We start from the raw sequence: 20,807 nt of genomic DNA, 5'->3' as shown, positions 1-20,807 counted from the left end.
AGGAACAGCCTGATGGGAACACAAGGAAGTCCGTCCAAGAACCTCCGGGTAAGAGGGCCTTGGACGGACTTCATTTTACATCAGCGGCCTGATTCCCTGCGCTCTGCCGCCTTGCACTAGAGCAGGAACTTGGTAATAAACCTTCCTTTTTCATTAATGCCGGTCTTGCGGTACACCGTCTTGATCATATTCCTTACGGTTCCTTCCGTAATATACAGCTCGCATGAGATCTGGACTGTCGTCTCATGGTGCATCCAGCGGTAGGCGACCTCTTTCTCCCGCGGGGTTAATCCGTATTCGTCCAGCTTCGCGTAGATTTCTTCCCGGGTCCACGAGGAGGACGAATCCTGGTTGAGCTTGTCCTCCATATTCGCCGTAACCTTCTGCAGCAGCGCCACCGCCATCTCAATATCATCCTGGCGCTGAATGGCCAGTCCCATATAGCCGGTAAGCTGGCCCTTCACCTGGACGGGGGAGCAGATCGCCGTGAAATTCCCGAAGATCCGGCACGTATTCTCGTGGCCTTCCATCACAGACGTACGGCCCAGCTGCATGGACACCGACAGGGCGTTGAGCCCCGCACTCTCCAGCGCCATGCTGACCCCCGGAACCCGGTGGGCGGCAAGCTTGTTCAGGATCGGGCTGCTGCCGACCATCTGCAGCAGGTAGCCTTTCGTATCGAATAGAACGTACAGATGCAGCTTGGACAAAAAGGATCCTGCTCCGGAGAGCTCCTTCTTCATTTCTTCAATCAAACGGTTGTGCTGATTACGCCTGTACTGCAGTTCGCCGCTATCCAGCCGCAGACGGACACGGAGCATGGACTCCGTGATCTGGGATAGGGCAACCGTACGCTTCCAATCCGCTAACTGCTGGGGAGGGATATCGGAAAGATAACTCCAAGTGCGTTTGCTCGTCGGTTCTGCCTCAGGTTCAAACAAGATGAACATGCGAACAGGCTCCTTTCACTCCCGGTTTTCATGTCCAGTATAGTGCACCTTTTTTTATTCCTACTAGTTAAGTTTTTGCGAAGATGGAAATAAGTCAAGTTTTTGTCAAGGTGAAAAATTGGAAAAAAAGCCAGGTCCCCGGACGTCAATCGCCCTTGGGACCTGGCTTTTTTCACTTTGAAATCTATCTTATAAGAACCGGAACGGCTCAGCTCTAAGTGCCTTGAGCGGAGGAAGTACGCTCCTTCACGGCATGGGGCGCGAGCAGAATCGGCAGCATGGCCAGCAGGGCGGCAGCGAAGAATACGGCTGCGATATAATACAGCGCCGACAGCGGAAGGAGAGACTTCAGCCAGCCGCTGAGACTCATAGAAGCGACAATGGAGCCCATGAACAAGGGACTGAGCAGGCCGTTGACCCGGCCGATGAAGCTCTCCTCCGTGTGCGAGAGAATCAGGGCATTGACCGACATCTGAATGCCGGGAAGCATCAGCCCGCAGAAGAACTGCCCTGCGAGCACACCGGGGAGCGTGCTCGACATCCCGATCGCCGCGATTGCCAGCACGCTGACCCCCATGCCGGCGAACAGAATCCGCTGGGGCGCGAGCTTCCGGGACAGGGCGATGGCCGCGCCACCGCCCATCAGCATGGCCACACCGTTCACGACGGTCAGCCACTGCAGATATTCCTTCGGGAGCGCCAGCTTCTCGATAATCACGAAGATGCCCAGCGGGTTCACCAGCCCCATGCCGAAGCCGGAGAGCAGGAAGCACGCGCCGGTAATGACCAAAACCCTGCGCGTCCGCACATAGCTGAGGGCGCCAAGAATCTCTGACTTCAAGTGGGACAAGGGTCTTTGGCCTTCCGGTTCGGCGTCCCCCTGTACCGCCGAGAGCACGAGGGCAGACAGCAGAAACGCCGTTCCCATGAGCCCAATGGCCGTATTCATCCCCCAGTGGACGTACACCCACGTTCCGAGCACCGGCCCGCCCATCATGAACACCGCCATCATCGTCTGGTAGAGCGAGAGGGCCAGGGGAATCTGCCCTTCGGTGAGGTGGAGCTTGAACAGCTTCATCGCGGAGGGTTGGGAAATCTGGGACAGTATGGAAGAAACAAGCGTCGAGAAGAAGATGGCCTGCCAGGAACCGAGCAGCAGAGCCCCAAGGATCAGGAATACGGACAGCGCACTGAGCAGGTCGCACCAGACCATCGTTCGCTTGGGTCGCCAGCGGTCGGCGAGCGTGCCTCCAAGAAAAGAGAACAGGAAGATGGGCGCGTACTCCGCCACGGCGATCAAGGTGATCGCGAACGGATCGCCTTGCGTACGGTCGGTCACGTACAGCAGCACGGCAAAATTGCGGATCCAGATGCCGGTCTGCAGAATCATCCCCGAGAGCAGGATGAGAATCATAAAACGATGCCGGAACAGAGAAGGAGTATCCGCTGGAGCAGGGGTGGACTGAGACGACATGCCATGTCACTTCTTTCCTGAGTGAGCCTGATATTCTGTTCACATTGTACAAGAACGGGCTCCGCGGCAATATATCCCATTTGGGATATAGGCCCGGGGGAAGGCGGTTCGCTATGCTGTATACAGCAAAATGGCAGGATGCCGGGCGTAGGCCCGCAGCCATTAAAGAATGAACAAAAGAGGTGCAGGATGCCGGTGATGTATGGGTTCGATACGGTAAGGGAGCTGCTTCCGCAGAGCTATCCGATGATTATGATCGATACGGTAGAGGAGCTCGAGCGCGGCAGGGCGATCGTATGCCGCAAGAATATATCCGCAGGCGACTGGTGCTTTCCCGGTCATTTTCCGCGAAAGGCCATCTACCCCGGGGTCTTGATTACGGAAGGGATGGCTCAGACCGGGATCCTGCTCTACCGGCTCAGCGAGCCCGAGGCATCCGAAGAAGCGGAGTTCCTGCTGACAGCGGTCAAATCCCGCTTCCTGAAGCCCGTCGTTCCCGGAGACAGCCTGCTGATCCGCTGTGAGACCGTCAAGTGGATGAGCCATGCGGGAATCGTCTCCTGCACGGCCTCTGTCCATGGGGAGACGGTATCCCAAGCGGAGCTTACCTTCGGAATCCTACACGGGTCCGGGGACGAGAAGGAGCGAGTCTGATGCCATACGCGACGCTTGTGGACATGCTGGAAGCGGCAGGCGGCAGAGAAGACCGCGGCATCACCTTCATTACAGGGGAGCAGGAAGCCAGCCGCAGGACGTATAAGGAGCTGTTCGAGGATGCACTGCATGTGCTTGGCCACCTGCAGCTGAAGGGGGTGCGTGCTGGGGACGAGGTGATTCTCATGGCCGATGAGCCGCAGCACTTCGTGGAGGGCTTGTGGGCCTGCCTGCTCGGCGGATTCATCCCCATCCCGGTCTCCCCGGGAACAAGCCGGGAGCACCGGCGCAAGCTGTTCGGGATCTGGCCGATGCTGGTGCGCCCGCATCTTCTTACCGAGGCGAGGATCCAGCGGATGCTCTCCCACCAGGCCCCGCTGCTGGGCCAGCAAGAAGCCTTCGATGCGATGCTGCGGGATACCGTGCTCATCGACGGGCTGCGGGAAGAGCCGACGGCAGGACGCATTCACAGACCAAGTCCGAAGGAACTGGCCCTCATCCAATATTCCTCCGGATCGACAGGAGATCCCAAAGGCGTCATGCTGACGCATGAGAATCTGCTATCCAACATCGACGGCATTCTGGACAGCGACCCTGACCGGTGGTCGAAGGATACGTTCCTGAGCTGGATGCCGTTAACCCATGACCTGGGATTGATCGGATTCCACCTGACGCCGGCAGCTGCCGGACTCGATCACTGCCTGATGCCTACCCCGCTGTTTGTCCGTTCCCCGCTGTTCTGGATGCAATCCGCTCTAGAGCACCGGGCCACCGTACTCGCCTCCCCGAACTTCGGCCTGAGTTATTTTCTGGAATTCTACACTCCCGAGAAGGGAAGGCACTGGGATCTGTCCCCCATCCGCAAGATCGTGAATGGAGCCGAACCGGTCATGCCCGGGGTATGCCGGCAGTTCATAGACACCCTGGGCGGCTGCGGGCTCTCCCCGGGCGTAATGGTCCCGGCCTACGGGCTGGCCGAAGCCTCGGTAGGCGTCACGCTGCCGGCAGCCGAAGGGAAGCTGCAAGTCATCGGTACGGACCGCCTGTCGCTGTCCATCGGCTCCCATGTCCGGCTCATGGAGGAGGAAGCCGAAGGGGCACTGAGCTTCGTCGGGCTCGGCACGCCGATCCGCGGCGTAGAGCTGTGCATCTGCGGGGAAGACGGGGCCGTGCTAGGAGAGCTGCGGGTAGGCCACATCCGGATCCGGGGTGCCAATGTAACCTCGAGCTACTACCGCAATCCGGAAGCGACGGCCAAGCTGCAGTGCGCAGACGGCTGGATCGACACGGGGGACCTTGGATTCCTATACCAGGGACGGCTCGTGGTGACCGGCCGGGTGAAGGAAGTCTTGATGGTCAACGGACAGAATATTTATGCCCACGATCTGGAACAGGTCGCCGGGGAGGCCGGCGGGCTCGGCCTTGGACGGCTGGCCGCCTGCGGGGCAAGAAAGCCGGGCGCTTCCCGCGAGGAAGTGCTTCTCTTCGCGGCTGTACGCAGGGAGCCTGCCGAGTTTGCGGCACTCGCCGAGGAGATCCGCTCCCATGTGAGCGTCCGGATGGGCATCGAGATTGACCGGATCATCCCCCTCCAGGTGCTCCCCAAGACGACCAGCGGCAAAATCCAGCGGGGCAGCCTCGCGCGCAGGTACGAGCTTGGCGAGTTTGATGAGACCCTTGCCGCTCTGCAGGCCGGTGAAAGAGCAGCGGCCTCAGCTTCCGATACCGTCCGTCCTGCGAACCGGACCGAAGAGGAGCTGCTGCAGCTCTGGCAGGAGGTGCTCGGGAAGGAAGGCTTCGGCACCGGTGAGGACTTCTTCGAGCTCGGCGGCCATTCGCTGAAGGCCGGCATCCTGGCCGCCCGCATTCATCCCAGCTTCGACGTCGAGCTCTCGCTGGAGGACATGTACCGGCTGCGGACCGTCCGCGAACAGGCCGCCTATATCCGGGCAGCGGACCGCAAGGCCTTCGCGCCCATTGTGCCGGCAGCCATAGGCAGTACCATCCCGGCTACTTCCGTCCAGCAGCGGCTCTTTGTCCTCCAGCATCAGGAGGGGGTCGGGACAGCCTACAACGTTACCTACGCGGCATGGCTCGAGGGGGATCTCGACCGCAGCCGCCTGGAAGCCGGATGGCGCACGCTTGTGCGGCAGCATAGCCTGCTGCGGACATCATTTGCCTTGGAGGACACAGGCATCGTCCAGCGGATCTCAGAGGAAGCGGATATGCAGGTGGACTGGCTGCAGGCCGGCGGGATGGAGGAACTTCAGGAGGCCGTCCGCGCTTGGATCCGCCCCTTCGACCTCGGAGCGGCTCCGCTGCTGCGTGTGGGGGTGATGCAGGCCGCTGATGGCAGGCACCTGCTCCTGGTCGATGCGCACCATACGATCGTCGACCGATCCTCCATGATTCTCCTGCTGGAGCAGTGGACCCGGCTCTATAACGGCGAATCCCCCGCGGAACCAAGGGTGGAATACAAGGATTATGCGGTCTGGTTGGCCGGGCAGCTGTCGTCCGGCCTCCTGGAGACCGCAGGGGCCTATTGGGCTGAAGAGCTGGCCGGCGAGCTGCCCGTCCTGCAGCTGCCGGCAGACCGGGCCCGCCAGGCGATGCAGCAGTTCCAGGGAGATGAAGTCCGGCTGGAGCTGGGAGCGGAGATCTCGCAGCGCATTCGCAGGCTGGCCTCGAAGACCGGCACAACGCCGTTCGCTGTCCTGTTCTCCGCCTACCAGGCGCTGTTGTACCGGTATACAGCACAGACGGATGTGATCGTTGGTGTGCCGGCAGCCGGACGAACCCACGCGGATCTCGGCGGCATGCCCGGCATGTTCGTCAACACCTTGCCGGTCCGCTGCAGGCCGTATGGGGACAAGGCTTTTCACCAGCTTGTCCGGGAGACGGACGCCAGGCTGCGCAGCGCCTTCAGCCATCAGCACTACCCGCTGGAGAAGCTGCTGGAGCGTCTCCAGGTTCCCAGGGATACCGGACGCAACCCCTTGTTCGATACAGTATTCGTCATGCAGAATATGGACGAAACGCCGCTCGAGCCGGACGGCCTCCGTGTCGTGCCTTATCCCCTCCCGTGTGACAGTGCCAAATTCGATCTCACCGTGGAAGTGCTGGAAGCGGGGGAGGGCTATCACATCCATCTGCAGTATGCCCTATCGCTGTTCGACCGGGAGACGGCCGAGCGGATGGGAGCCCACTACCACCGGCTGCTGCAGGGTGCGATTGCCCATCCGGCGAAGCTTCTGGACGAACTCGCTATCGTGGACCCTGCCGAGGCGGAGCTGCTCGCTCATCAGTGGAACCGCACGGCAGGTGTCGTTCCCGAGGGAGAGACGATCCACGGGCTGTTCGAGAAGCAGGCGGCCCGCACACCGGGAGCCGTCGCGCTGATCGCCGAAGAGGGCGAGCTGACGTACCTGCAGCTGCAGGAGCGCACGGACGCGTTGGCCGCCCGCCTGCGTGCCGAGGGGCTCGGCCCCGGACGCTTCGTCGGCGTACTCGCGGAGCGCTCGATCGGCATGGTCTGCGCTGCGCTCGCCGTGCTGAAGGCCGGCGCCTCCTACGTGCCGCTCGACGCGGAGCTGCCGGAGAGCCGGCTGCAGCACATCGCTGCCGCTCTCGGCATGGGCGCGGTCGTTGCCTCTGCAGCGAAGAGCGCGCAGGCACTGGCGCTACTGGCAGCATCCCCGCTCATGGCCTGCGTCGTAGACGCCGGGACCGGGGCCGTCCTCGGGCGGCCATCGCATGCCGCCGGGCCGGGCCATCCGGAGCCAGCCGCTGACCCGTCTGCGCCGTCCTCCCGCGCCGCCGGTCCCGAAGACCCGGCTTACGCCATCTTCACCTCCGGCTCGACGGGCACCCCGAAGGGCGTTATCGTCCCGCACCGTCCGGTCGTGAATCTCCTGACCTGGGTGAACGAGACCTACGCGATCGGGCCCCGGGACCGCATCCTCTTCGTCACCTCGCTGAGCTTCGACCTCTCGGTCTATGACATCTTCGGCCTGCTCGCGGCAGGCGGCTCCGTGCGCATCGTCCCGGAGCAGGACCTGCGCAGCCCGCCGCGGCTGCTCGGGCTGCTGCAGAGCGAGCCGGTCACCCTCTGGGACTCCGCTCCCGCTGCCTTGGCGCAGCTGGGGCCGTTCTTCCCGGAAGCCGCGGCCGCTGCCGCCAAGCTGCGCCTTGTGCTGCTCAGCGGCGACTGGATTCCGCTGACGCTGCCGCCGGCTGTGCGCCGGGTGTTCCCCGGCGCACGGGTCATCGCGCTTGGCGGGGCGACCGAGGCTGCGGTCTGGTCGAACTACCATGAAGTCGGGGACATCGATCCCGACTGGACGAGCATCCCGTACGGCCGGCCCATCCGGGGTGCCCGCTACTATGTGCTCGACAGCCGCAGGCAGCTGTGCCCTGTCGGCGTACCGGGCGAGCTGTACATCGGCGGCGAATGCCTCGCATCCGGCTATGCCGGCGACCCGGCGCTGACGGCGGAGCGCTTCGTCCCGGACCCTTACGGGTTGTTCCCGGGCGCCCGGATGTACCGGACCGGCGACCGGGCTCGGTGGCGTGCCGGCGGCTGGCTCGAATTCCTCGGCCGGGCGGACCACCAGGTGAAGATCCGCGGGTACCGCATCGAGCCGGGCGAGATCCAGGCCGCGCTGCTCGCTCACCCGGAGATCACGGCAGCCGTGGTGACGCCCAGGGAGAGCGGGGCAGGGGAGAAGACGCTGTGCGCTTACCTCGTCTCGGACCGCGAGCTTCCGGTGATCGAGCTCCGCGAGTTTCTGGGAGGCCGCCTGCCGGGCTATATGATCCCTTCGCACTTTGTCCGGCTCCCCGCCATGCCGGTGACGGCTAATGGCAAGCTGGATGTGAAGGCGCTGCCTGCGCCGCCGGCGGAAGTGCGGACCGGGGCGCCGTACGAAGGGCCGAGGAACGAGCAGGAAGCGCTGCTCGTTCAGCTGTGGCAGGAAGTGCTGCAGGTAGAGAAGGCGGGCATCCACGACCCGTTCTTCTCCCTCGGCGGCGACTCGATCAAGGCGATCCAGGTGATGTCCCGGCTCCACAAGCACGGCCTCCGGCTCGATGTACGGGACTTCTTCCAGTATCCGACGATTGCCGCCCTGAGCCTGCACCTTCAGGCGGAAGGCTCCCAGGCCCCGCAGGAGGAGATCACCGGAGAGAGCGCCCTGACGCCGGTTCAGCACTGGTTCTTTGGCACACTGGGCCGGGAGGCGCACTTCAACCAGGCGATGATGCTGTTCCGCAGGGAGGGCTTCCTTGAGACCACCGTACGGGAGGTATTCAGCGCTCTGATCCGGCATCATGACGCGCTGCGGCTGGTCTTCCCGGATCCGGGAGATGCGGCGCCGACAGCGCTCCACCGGCCTGCGGATGAGCCGGGCTTTACGATCGAATGCCGGGATATGACCGGCCCGGCCTTCGAAGCAGCCAGCGGCGCTGCCTGGGGCCCAGGCCCTAGCCTGGAACAACGGATCGAGGCGGAGTGCACCCGCATCCAGGCCGGTATGGATCTGGAGCGGGGTCCGCTTGTGCGGCTCGGCTTGTTCCACACGGACGATGGCAGCCATCTGCTGATCGCCGTACATCATCTCGTCATTGACGGCGTCTCGTGGCGCATCCTCCTGGAAGATTTCGCGGCGCTGTACGAAGCGTTCGGCCGAGGAGAGACGCAGGACGCGGCAGGGCTGCTCTCCCCGAAGACCCATCCGTTCCGGGACTGGGCCGCCGGGCTCAAGAATCATGCCTCCTCCCCGGCTCTCCTCCAGGAGAAGCCGTACTGGCAGGAAGTGGAGCAGGGGCCGCATGCTCCGCTGCAGGCCTCAGCGGATACCGGCTTGACCGGCAGCAGAATCGTTACGGCAGCCTGGTCCAAGGAGACGACCGCCTTGCTTACGGCCGAGGCTCAGCGGGTCTACAATGCGGACGTGGAGATCATGCTGCTCACCGCGCTGGGGCTGGCCGCGCAAGAGACGCACGGCCTCCGGTCTCTGCTGATCCAGCTGGAAGGCCATGGCCGGGAAGGGCTGCTGCCGGACTTGAATGTGTCGCGCACCGTGGGATGGTTCACCGCCATGTATCCGGTCCTGCTCGACATGGGACAGCAGGGTGACCTGGGCTCCCGGATCAAGACAGTGAAGGAGAAGCTGCGGCGGGTACCCGGCAGGGGCACCGGATGGGGGCTTCTGCAATATCTGACTCCTTCCGCAGACAAGGAAAGCCTGAGTTGTACGCTGAAGCCGGAGATCTCCTTCAATTACCTGGGAGAGTTCCAGGAAGAGCTCGGCTCGGGAGACATAATGATGTCTTGGATGCCGGCGGGGCGTACGGGAAGCCCGGCTTCCTCTCTGCTGTACGGCTGGAATCTCAATGCTTACATCCGGGGCGGGGAACTTCGGCTCCAGTTGGAGTACGATGCGCGCCAATACGGCGAAGGGGCTATGCTTACGCTGGCGGCTTCCCTGGAGCGGCAGGTATCCCTGCTGCTGGAGCACTGCTCCGGACAGCGCGGGACGGAATCCACGCCTAGCGATTTTATCTACAACGAATGGGACATGGAAGAATACGACGAATTCCTGAAGGAACTGGCGGCAGATTTGACGCTCGATTGACGGCAGAGGCGCCCCAAGACCAAGGGGACAGACGTCAGCCGGGCGGAGATGGCTGCCATACCAATGAATTTCATAACAGAAAACTCAGTACAAAAAACTCATCCAACGTAACTTATACCAAGAGAAACTATAGGAAAGTGGAGCGTAAGCGATGGCGACAAAACCGCAAGTGCAGGACATCATCGGCCTGACGCCGATGCAGGAAGGTATGCTCTACGACTCGCTCCGGGAGGAATCCGGCCCGGCTTATATAGAGCAGTTGACAGTGAAGCTGACCGGGCAGCTCGAGCCGGCTCATGCGGAGGAAACGTTCCGCAGGCTCATGGCACGCCATGACCTCTTCCGGACCATCTTCAAAACTTCTCCGTCCGACAAGCCGGTGGGGATTGTGCTTCAGGAGCGCAGCGCACGGGTCCATATGAAAGACTGGAGCACTCTCTCCCCGGAGGAGATGAAGGCTTGCACGCTGGCTTACCGGCGGCAGGATCTGGCGCGGGGCTTCCGCCTGGACCGGGATATCCCGATTCGCCTCTCCGTGCTGAGAACCGGGGAGGACACCTGTGAGCTGCTGTTCACCTTTCATCATATGATTCTCGACGGCTGGTCTCTCGGCATTGTGCTGCAGGAGTTCATGTCTATCTATACAGGCCTGTGCGCAGGCAGCCCCCCGGAGCTGCCGCCTGCCCAGCCCTTCAGCCGGTATGTGCACTGGCTGGAGAAGCAGGACCGCGAGGAGGCCGCAGCTTACTGGGCCCGGCAGCTGGAAGGCTATGACACCGCAGCCGAGTGGCCGAACCACGGCATGTCGGCTGCCGCTGCGGAGGTGTACGACAAGCGCGAGGCTTCCTTCACTTTCAGCCGGGAGCTGACCGAAGGGCTGCAGACGCTGGCACGGCAGGCGTCGGCCACGCTGCATGCCCTCGTCCAATGCCTCTGGGGCATGCTGCTTCAGCGCTACAGCGGCACCCGGGACGCTGTGTTCGGTTCGGTGGTGTCGGGCCGGCCGGCCGATCTGCCGGGTATGGAACGCGCTGTAGGGCTCTTCATCAACACGGTGCCGATGCGGATCCGTGATGAGGGCCAGACGCTCGGGGAGCTCGTGGCAGCGGTGAACCGCAGTGTCTGGGACGCCAAGCCCTACGAAACGTTCCCCCTGTATGAGATTCAGGCGAAGTCCCTGCTGAAGCAGGGGCTGTTCGATCATGTCGTCGCGTTCGAGAATATGCCGATGCCGGAGCGTTCGGGCTCCGGGGAAGACAGTCTGCGCGTCGATGGGCTGTTCATGGAAGAACAGACGGGCTATCCGCTGCACCTCAATATTTTCCCCGAAGATGAGCTCCGCTTCCGGATGACCTACAACGCCGGGGTCATCGATCCTGCCGTGGTTGGAGGCATTCACAGGCATCTGGCCGAACTGGCGCGGCAGGCGGTGGAAGGAGGGCCCGGGCAGAAGATATCGCAGATGGCCCTGCTCTCCCGCGAGGAAGAGCGGGAGATTCTCCTGCTCTCGGAAGCGGGGGAGGGGGGCGGCTATCCGCAGGAGGCCACCCTGACTTCCTTGTTCGAGGAGCAAGTGCGGAGACAGCCCGACCGTCCTTCCCTTGTCTGCGGCAGCCGGGAGCTGACCTTCGCGGGGCTGAATGCGCTGGCTAACCGGATCGCATGGAAGCTGCGGGAGCTTGGGATCCGTCCCGAGGTCCGGGTGGCGCTGCTGCTGGACCGGTCCCCCGAGATGGTTGCGGCCATGCTTGGCGTGCTCAAGGCCGGAGGAGCTTATGTGCCGATCGATCCGGATCACCCGCCGGACCGCATCTCGATGATTCTGCGCGACAGCGGAGCAGCGGTGCTGCTGACGGACAACCGCCCTGCATTCCCTGTGGGGGGAGCAGCCGTTCTGCTGCCCAGCGATCCGTCTCTGTCCGGCTATCCCGGGGAGAATCCGCCCGCCGTGCATGCCCCGGAGCATCTGGCCTATGTGCTGTACACCTCCGGTACGACCGGTACGCCCAAGGGCGTCATGGTGGAGCACCGTCATGTGGTCCAGCTGCTGACACAGGAAGGGCTGCCTCTGTCCTTCGGACCGGAAGACATCTGGACCGTGTTTCATGCTTATACATTCGACTTCTCGGTGTGGGAAATTTTCGGAGCGCTGCTATCCGGGGGCCGGTGTGTGATCGTGCCCAAAACTGCAGCGCAGCAGCCTGCCCTCTTCGTAGAGCTGCTCGAGCAGCATGCGGTTACAGTGCTGAACCAGACGCCGACCGCCTTCGCCGCACTGACCCAGGAGATCAAGGAACAATCCCGTCCGCCTCGGCTTGCGTTGAAAGTGGTCATTTTTGGCGGCGAGGCGCTGCAGCCCAGGATGCTTCTTCCGTGGAAGAAGATGTTCGGACAGCTTCGGTTTGTGAATATGTACGGGATCACGGAGACGACCGTGCATGTTACATGGAAGGACATCGGGGAGCGCGAAATGGCATCCGGGCGCAGTCTGATCGGGAAGCCGCTGCCAGCCCTCCGCTGCCGGGTGCTTGATGAGCAGGGCCGTCTCGTCCCAGCAGGCGTCGCCGGCGAATTGTATGTGGGCGGTGCGGGCGTGACCCGCGGCTATGCCGGACTCGAGGAACTCACGCGGGAGAGGTTCACCCAAGACCCGTATCTGCCGCAGGGGCGCCTGTACCGTACCGGTGACCGGGTTCGTCTGCTTCCCGGCGGAGAGCTCGAGTATCTCGGACGGCTGGATCACCAGGTCAAAATCCGGGGCCACCGGATCGAAACCGGAGAGATTGAGTATGCGCTGCTGTCCCACCCCGATGTCGAGGAGTCGCTCGTACTTGCCCTGAAGGAGGAGAGCGGCGATTTTCTATGTGCTTACGTCGTCCTCCGGACAGGCGGGGTGACGGACGGGCTCCGCCCCTTTCTGCAGGGCAGGCTGCCGGATTATATGATCCCTGCCAGCTTCGTATCCCTGCCTTCCATGCCGCGGACGGCAACCGGCAAGCTCGACCGGCGTGCGCTGCCGGCGCCGGTCACCGGACCGGCTGCCGAGGCGTATGCCGCTCCGCGCGACGAGCTCGAAGCGGAGCTGTCCCGTCTCTGGTCGGAGGTACTCGGCAGGCCGCAGGTCGGCATCCGGGATTCCTTCTTCGAGCTCGGCGGCCACTCGCTGAAGGCAGCGGCCCTGACGGCCAGGCTGACGCGCAAGCTGGGACGCTCCGTCACCTTGAAGCAGCTGTTCGAAGGTCCGACGATCGAGGAGATGGCCCTCCTCCTGAGAGAGGCTGAGAAGTCGGAAGCGCCGGGTGACGAGACCGGCCGCTCCTCGGCCATCCCGCCGGCCCCCCCGGCGGACCGTTATCCGCTTACGCCCGCCCAGCGGAGGATGTATGTGCTGAGCGAGCTGGAGAGCGAAAGCACGCACTACCATATCACCGGAGCGGCCCTGCTTCAGGGGAACCTGGACAGAGAACGCCTGCTGGAGGCTTTTCATGCCTTGATCCAGCGCCATGAAGCGCTGCGCACCTCTTTCGGCGTCCATGGGGACGAGCTTGCTCAATACATACACCCGGAAGCGGCCTTCGAAGTAGAGGCCTATACAGCGGAAGAGCGGGAGATGCCAGCACTGATCCGCAGGTTCGTCCGGCCCTTCGATCCCGGCCGTGCGCCGCTCCTGCGCGCCGCCGTGGTGCGGTTCTCCGATGAACGGCATGTCCTGCTGCTCGATGTCCACCATCTGGTCTCGGATGCGGTCTCCCTGCAGGTGATGCTCTCCGAGCTCTCCGCCCTGTACCGCCGGGAGGCCTTGGCGCCGCTGCCTCTCCAGTACAAGGATTATGCCGTCTGGCTGAAAGAGAGCGAAGGACGGGAGGAGGAGCGGCAGGCCGAGGCCTTCTGGCTGGAGTGCATGAGCGGAGAACTGCCGACCCGCGAGCTGCCTGCAGACCGCCCGCGTTCCTTGCGTCAGACCTATGGAGGGGATCGGCTGTCGGTCCGGCTGGATGGCGAGCTCGCCGGCGGGATCCGGGAGCTCACCCGGAGCACCGGGACCACCGTCTTCATGGTGCTGCTCTCGGCGTACCAGATCCTGCTGGCCAAATATACCGGCCAGGAGGACATGATCGTCGGTACGCCGGTGGCCGGCCGCAGACATGCCGATGTACAGGGCCTTATCGGCCTCTTCATGAATACGCTGGCGATGCGCGGACACCCGGCAGCTTCCCGCCCGTTCGCCGAATACCTGGAGGAAACCAAGGCATTAGCCTTGGCCGCCTTCGAGCATGCCGGGTATCCGCTGGAGAGGCTCTTGGAGAAGCTCGATATCCCGCGGGAGCTCGGCCGCAATCCCTTGTACGACGCCATGCTCATCATGCAGAACGCAGAGAAGCCGCGTCTGGTGCTGGACGGGGAGACGGCTGCCGTCCCGTATCCGGTCGAGAACCGTACGGCCCCGCTGGAGCTGATCCTCGAAGCGGAGGAGACAGAGGATGGAGGCCTGCAGCTGACCCTGCAGTATAATACGGCGTTGTTCCTTCAGACCACGGCCGGGCGGATTCTCGCTCATTACGTCTACTTGCTGAAGCAGGCCGTCGACCATCCCGACAAGACCATCGGTGAGCTCGAGCTGGCAGACGCAGCTGAACAAGATCGGCTGTTGGCCGTATCCCTCGGAAGAGAGGATCTGCCCCTTACGGAGGGCACGGTGCATACCCGTCTGGAGTCGCAGGCCGAGCTTGACGGGAGCAGGGCCGCGGTCGTCTTCGAAGGCGCCTACATGACGTATGGAGAGCTGAACCGGCAGGCCAACCGGTGGGCCCGCGCGCTTCAGGCGCTGGGTGCCCGTCCCGGCAGCCTCGTGGCCGTCCGGCTCGAACGGTCGCCCCGGCTGCTGCCGGCGCTGCTCGCCGTACTGAAATCGGGCGCGGCTTACGTGCCGGTGGACCCGGCTTATCCGTCCGATGCGGTTCAGCGCATGCTGACCCACAGCGGGGCAGCCCTGCTGCTCACGGAGGAGCAGCCGCAAGAAGGCGGCTCAGCGAGCGCCTGGGGAACAGGCTTCGGCGGACGGGTGCTGGCCCTCGCGGAGCTGGAGGCGCTTAGCGCAGGACTTGCGGACTCGAACCTGCCGCCTGCCTCGGGAGCCGGTGACCTGGCTTATGTGATCTACACTTCCGGATCGACCGGGACGCCGAAGGGCGTCATGATCGAACACGGAGCTGTGGTTCACTACATCGACGCTCTGTGCGCCGATTGTGCCTTCGGATCCCATACCTGTCTTCTTTCCCTTACGACCGTATCTTTCGATATCTTCGTTACCGAGTCTCTCGCTGCGCTTGCCTCAGGGATGACCGTCTTCCTGGCGAGCCGGGAGGAGCAGGACAGCCCGGAGGAATGGGCGCGCCTCCTGCAGCGGCATGACATTGAGGTGCTGCAGACGACGCCTTCGCGTCTTCAGATGCTGGAGCATACGCTTGGTGGGTTCCATGCCCTGCACGGTCTCAAGCTGTTGATGGTGGGCGGGGAAGCATTCCCCGAAGCGCTGCTGAGCGAGCTGCAGCTGGCGCTGCATGCCCGGATTCTCAATGTGTACGGGCCGACGGAAACGACGGTGTGGTCTACCTGGCATGATGTCACCGCGGAGGAACGGGCGCCGATCGGCCGTCCCCTGGGCCGCACACGGGCCTATGTCCTCAGCCGGGAGGGCCGCCTGCTTCCGGACGGGCTTCCCGGCGAGCTAGGGCTTGGCGGTCCCGGGGTCGCCCGGGGTTACCTCCATGACGAAGCCCGTACGGCGGAGCGCTTCGCCGAGGACCCTTGGTGCCCCGGCGGCCGAATGTACCGCACGGGGGACCGGGTCAAGCGCCGGAGCGACGGGGCCCTGGAGTATATGGGCCGCATGGACGAGCAGCTCAAGATCCGGGGATACCGGATCGAGCCGGGCGAGATCGAAGCGATGCTGACGGCCCATCCGGCCGTCGATCAGGCGGCTGTGGTCTCCCGGACCGACACGCACGGAGACCTCTATCTCTGTGCCTACGTGTCCGGTCCCGAGGAACCGGAGGCGGCCGAGCTGCGGATGCACCTGGCGGAGAGGCTGCCCGCTTATAAGATTCCGTCCCGCTTCGTCCGGCTCCCATCGATGCCGCTCACGCCGAGCGGCAAGATCAACCGCAAATCGCTGCCCGAGCCGGAGGGGGAGCAGAGCGCCATGGCCGGCCTTCCGCCTCTCACGGACACGGAGAGGCGCCTGGCGGAGCTGTGGCGCGAAGTGCTTGGCCGCTGGAATGCAGGGGCCGGCGACTCGTTCTTCGATCTGGGAGGCACCTCGCTGAAGGCAGCCCGGCTGGTGCATGCGCTGCAGACCAGTCTCGATGTGCAGCTCCCGCTGCGGGATATTTTCCGCTTCCCGGTACTCGGGGACCTGGCCCGTCACGTGGAAGGGCAGCAGCGCAGGAAGCTGGAGCCGATTCCTTCTGCAGGCGGGCCGGGCGTCTACCCGATGTCCCCTGCACAGCGACGGATGTATTTTATGAACGAGCTCGCCCCGGGTAACACGGCTTATCATATGCCGGCGGTCTTCCTGGCCGAGGGCTTCCTTGATCTTCACCGATTCCGGAGAGCGGCGGAGGAGCTGGCTGCAAGGCACGAGTCCCTTCGCACATCCTTCTCTGTGGAAGAGGGGATACCGGTACAACGAGTACACGCACTGCCCGAGGTTGCTATCGAAATGTTCACGGCGGCCGATCTCGATGGAGCAATGGAGCACGCCAGGAGCTTCATCCGGCCGTTCGAGCTGAGCCGCGCCCCGCTGCTGCGCATCGGCATCGTGCGGATCAGCGAGCGCCTGAACGTCGTGCTGACCGACATGCATCACACCATCAGCGACGGCACGTCACTGGAGGTGCTGCGTTCCGAGCTTGCCGCCATCTATGCGGGCAGTCCGCTTGCGGCTCTGCCTGTGCAGTACAAAGATTACGCGGTGTGGCAGGAGGAACGGACCGATCAGCAGGAATTCAGGGAGCAGGAAGCCTACTGGCTGGACAAATTCTCGGACGGCGTACCTGTGCTCTCTCTCGGCACGGACCGGAGCCGGCCTCCCGAGCGGGACCCGCAAGGGGATTCCGTACGGTTTCAGGCAGATCCCGCGCTCTACCGGCGCCTCACCCGGCTTGCCAAGTCATCCGGAACGACGATGTACATGGTGCTGCTCGCGGGCTTTAAGCTCCTGCTCCACAAATATACCGGAGGGGAGGACCTTGTCGTCGGCTCGCCGTCGGCCGCCCGGCCGCATCCGCAGCTGCAGGACGTCATCGGCATGTTCGTCAATATGCTCTCCCTGCGCTCGAAACCGCAGGCGGGCAAGACCTTCCTCCCCTATCTCCATGAAGTGAAACAGGAGGTGCTGGATGCGGAAGCCCACAGCGGGTATCCCTTCGAAATGCTGGTGGACCGGCTGCAGCCGGAGCGCGACCTGAGCCGCAATCCGCTGTTCGACGTCGTATTCCTGCATCAGAAAACCAAAGCGAGCACCCTCATGGCGGGGGACCTCGAGCTGCAGGCTGTGCCAACTGAGCCATCCGCCGCCAAATTCGACTGGACGCTCGAAGCGGTCGAGACGGAGACGGGACTGGTGTTCTCGCTGCAGTATGCTTCCCGTCTGTTCGACCGGACCACGGCCGAACGGGCGGCCGGCCATCTGCTCCGGCTCCTGCAGCAGATCACGCTCTTCCCGGAGGCGGAACTCGGCGATCTCTCCCTCCTGGACGAAGCGCAAGAGCGGCTGGTCCTCCAGACGTTCAACCCAGCGCCTTCAGCCTATCCCTCTGGCCGGACCATTCATGGCTTATTCGAAGAGCAGGCGAAGCGGCGGCCGGAGGCCATCGCCGTGCAGACTCCGGAAGAGACGGTCACCTATGGTGAACTGGACCGGCAGGCGGATCAGCTGGCAGCTGTGCTTCGCAGCAAGAATATCGGCAGGGATCGCGTTGTCGGCGTCCTGACGGACCGGGGCAGCGCCCATTTTGTTGCCACGCTTGCGATCCTCAAAACCGGAGGCGCATATCTGCACCTCGACCCCGACTTGCCGGGCGAGAGGCTCCGCTATCTGCTGCAGGACAGCGGAGCCGCAGCCGTCTTCACGTCTGAGGCTTACCGCAGCCTGGTGCCGGAGGGCCTCGCAGTTCTGGATCCTACTACGATCTTGGATCCCGAACTCACGGCTTGTCCGGAGCTTGCGGCCGGGGAGAACGGCCGGGCAGAGGAAGCCGGGGACCTTGGCCGCTCCCTGGCGTACGTGATGTATACGTCCGGTTCCACCGGGAACCCCAAGGGCGTCATGGTCGAGCACCGCAGTGTGCTCCGGCTGCTGTTCGGGACAAATTACACCGAGTTCCGGGAGGATGACCGGCTGCTGCTGACCGGCGGCATCGGATTCGACGCGACGACCTTCGAGATCTGGGGCGCTCTGCTGCACGGGCTCCCGCTGTATGTGTGCCCTAAGGAGACGCTGCTGGACGCCGAACGCCTCAAGACCGTGATCGAGGAGAATGGCATCACCATGATGTGGCTCACCTCCCCGCTGCACCATGCCCTGCTGCAGGTGAGGGAAGACTGCTTCGCCGCCCTGCGCGTGCTGATCGTCGGAGGAGACACCGTATCGCCCCGGCAGGCGGAGCTTACGCTGCGCCATGCGCCTCAGCTGGAGCTCATCAACGGCTACGGGCCGACGGAGAATACGACGTTCACAGCCGCTTACCCCATCCGGATGCCTGTGGGCGAAGTGATTCCCGTCGGGCGTCCCCTGGCCAACTCCTCCGTGTACATCCTGGACAGCCGCCTGCGTCCGCAGCCTGTGGGCGTACCCGGCGAGCTCTATGCGGGCGGGGACGGGGTGGCCCGGGGCTATCTGAACAATCCGGAGCTGACCGCGGAACGATTCGTCCCTGACCCGTTCCGGCCGGGCGGCCGGATGTACCGTACTGGAGACTTCGCCAAGTGGCTGCCGGACGGCAATATCCTGTTCCTCGGGCGGGCCGATACCCAGATGAAAATCCGGGGCTACCGGATCGAGCCGGGGGAGATCGAGGCCAAGCTGCTGAGCTTGCCGCCGGTTCGGCAGGCTCTTGTCACGGAATGTAAGGAAGCGGGAACCACGCCTGCTTTGTGTGCTTATATCGTTGCCGCTGCCCTGGATGCAGGCGGCGGGACGGACGAAGCGGCGGAATCACCGGATACCTGGTTGGAGACGGTGAGGGAGAAGCTCTCCGCCGAGCTGCCTGCTTACATGGTTCCTGAATTTCTCATGCTGGTGGACGAGCTGCCGCTGACCCCGAACGGCAAAGTAGACCGAAGCCGGCTGCCGCAGCCGGTGAGAAAGAGCAGGAATTCGGAGCATAGGACAGGTGCGGCTGAGCCTGCAGCCGGTACGGAAGCCCTGCTGCTCGGCATATGGCGCGAAGTTCTGGGCAGGGCGGACTATGGCGTCCACGAGAATTTCTTCGAAGGGGGAGGGGACTCGATCAAGGGCATCCAGATGGCGGCCCGGCTGAGACAGCAAGGGCTTCGTCTGGAGATCCGCGACCTGTTCCGCTATCCGTCCGTATCGCAGCTGGCCCCTCATCTTCAGCCGTACAAAGCAACCATACCGCAAGAACCGGTGGAAGGCCCTGTACCGTTCACGCCTGTACAGCTGTGGTGGCTGGAGCAGCAGGGGGGCAAGCCCCTGCACCACTTCAACCAAAGCATGCTGCTGTACAGCGCCGCCCGGCTGGCTCCCGGACCGCTGGAGCGCGCACTGCGGCGCCTGGCCGAGCACCATGATGCGCTCAGGCTGCGGCTCGCATCCGGCGAAGATGGAGGTCTGCATCAGCACAACGCGGGACCGGATGAACCGTCGGTCCGCTTCCTGTGCGCCGACGTGCGGGGAGAAGCCGGGGAAGCGGAGAAGGTGATGCAGGCATGCGAGGCCCTTCACCGCTCGCTGAACCTGTATGACGGGCCCTTGCTGGCGGCAGGGCTGTTCCATGCCACGGATGGCGACCATCTCCTGATCGCCGTGCATCATCTTGCCGTAGACGGGGTATCCTGGCGTATTCTGCTGCAGGATCTGCTGCAGGCCTACGAGCAGGCGGCACGCGGGGAAGAAGCGATCCACCTGCCGGACAAAACTACCTCCTTCCGCACCTGGGCCGAGGAGCTGCAATGGTATGCCCGGAGCCGGAATCTGCTCCGGCAGGCGGATTATTGGGCCTCCGTGGAAGCGGCGGATGCCGGACCAATGTTCGAACCTCACGTACATACCTTGCACGGGGAGCAGGACAGCATGCCGGTTACCGTGGCTTGGACTGCCGAAGAGACGCAGCGTCTCCATTCGGCTAACCGGACCTATGCGACCGAGTTGAACGATCTGCTCCTGACGGCCCTGGCCCGCGCCTTGTGCCGGGAGACCGGACAACGGGCCGCACGGATCCACTTGGAAGGACACGGAAGAGAAGAGATCCTGCCGTCGGCCGACTTGACAAGGACCGTAGGATGGTTCACTTCCATCTTCCCGGTGGTTCTGCAGAGCTCCCAGGAACGATCCTTGGGCAACGATCTCATCACCACCAAAGAAATGCTGCGGAGCATCCCGGACAAAGGCTTCGGCTACGGCGTCCTGAAGTACTTGACTCCGCCCGAGCTCCGTCCTCAGCTGGCGTGCCGGGCGAAGCCGGACGTCTCCTTCAACTACCTCGGCGAATTCGGCCAGGAAGCAGGCGCCGAACGCTTCGCGCCTTCCCGGTTCAACGGGGGAGCGGCAGCCGATCCGGGAATGAAGCGGGCGCATGCGCTGGAGATCATCGGGGTCTCGAATCAAGGCTGCCTGCAGATCGACTGGATCTATGACCCGGAGCGGATTCCGGCGCCGATCGTGAGATCGCTGGCGGAACGCTTCCGGCTCGAGCTGCAAGAGCTGACGCAGCACTGCCTGGGGAAGGAAGAAACAGTGGCTACCCCGTCGGATGTAGGCATGGGGATCGATCTGTCCATGGACGAGTTAGATGAAATATCACAGCTGGTAAGCGGGAAACTCAAACGCTAGAGGCTAGATGGAGGTTTGCC

Annotated in this window: 5 protein-coding genes; 3 read left to right on the top strand and 2 right to left on the bottom strand. The window is 63.5% G+C overall.

What is annotated here, in order from left to right:
- Positions 1-116: 116 nt before the first annotated feature.
- Both O9H32_RS08255 and O9H32_RS08250 read right to left on the bottom strand, forming a co-directional pair.
- A complete protein-coding gene (locus O9H32_RS08255; RefSeq protein ID WP_269865481.1) occupies positions 117-950 on the bottom strand; it encodes a helix-turn-helix transcriptional regulator in 834 nt (277 codons plus the stop codon).
- Positions 951-1,164: 214 nt separating this feature from the next.
- Positions 1,165-2,364, bottom strand: coding sequence for an MFS transporter (locus O9H32_RS08250; protein ID WP_319946931.1), 1,200 nt, complete (start codon positions 2,362-2,364; stop codon positions 1,165-1,167).
- Positions 2,365-2,613: 249 nt separating this feature from the next.
- Between O9H32_RS08250 and fabZ the strand changes: the two genes are divergently transcribed.
- From fabZ to O9H32_RS08235, 3 genes are all read left to right on the top strand, one after another.
- On the top strand, positions 2,614-3,078 hold the full coding sequence (fabZ, locus tag O9H32_RS08245) for a 3-hydroxyacyl-ACP dehydratase FabZ (protein ID WP_269865479.1): 465 nt from the start codon (positions 2,614-2,616) through the stop codon (positions 3,076-3,078).
- Positions 3,078-9,713, top strand: a complete 6,636-nt coding sequence (locus tag O9H32_RS08240) for a non-ribosomal peptide synthetase (protein WP_269865478.1) — start codon at positions 3,078-3,080, stop codon at positions 9,711-9,713. The genes fabZ and O9H32_RS08240 overlap by 1 nt, the downstream gene beginning before the upstream one ends.
- 151 nt (positions 9,714-9,864) lie before the next feature.
- A complete protein-coding gene (locus tag O9H32_RS08235; protein ID WP_269865477.1) occupies positions 9,865-20,787 on the top strand; it encodes a non-ribosomal peptide synthetase in 10,923 nt (3,640 codons plus the stop codon).
- The last annotated feature ends 20 nt before the right edge of the window (positions 20,788-20,807 follow it).

Origin of the sequence: Paenibacillus caseinilyticus, from assembly GCF_027533645.1 — a bacterium.
Taxonomy (GTDB): domain Bacteria; phylum Bacillota; class Bacilli; order Paenibacillales; family NBRC-103111; genus Paenibacillus_G; species Paenibacillus_G caseinilyticus.
This window is presented reverse-complemented; position numbering and strand designations above follow the sequence as displayed.

Excerpts from the sequence above, each read along its gene's own strand:
- O9H32_RS08255 (WP_269865481.1), bottom strand. The coding sequence starts at position 950 with ATGTTCATCTTGTTTGAACCTGAGGCAGAACCGACGAGCAAACGCACT.
- O9H32_RS08250 (WP_319946931.1), bottom strand. The coding sequence starts at position 2,364 with ATGATTCTCATCCTGCTCTCGGGGATGATTCTGCAGACCGGCATCTGG.
- fabZ (WP_269865479.1), top strand. The coding sequence starts at position 2,614 with ATGCCGGTGATGTATGGGTTCGATACGGTAAGGGAGCTGCTTCCGCAG.
- O9H32_RS08240 (WP_269865478.1), top strand. The coding sequence starts at position 3,078 with ATGCCATACGCGACGCTTGTGGACATGCTGGAAGCGGCAGGCGGCAGA.
- O9H32_RS08235 (WP_269865477.1), top strand. The coding sequence starts at position 9,865 with ATGGCGACAAAACCGCAAGTGCAGGACATCATCGGCCTGACGCCGATG.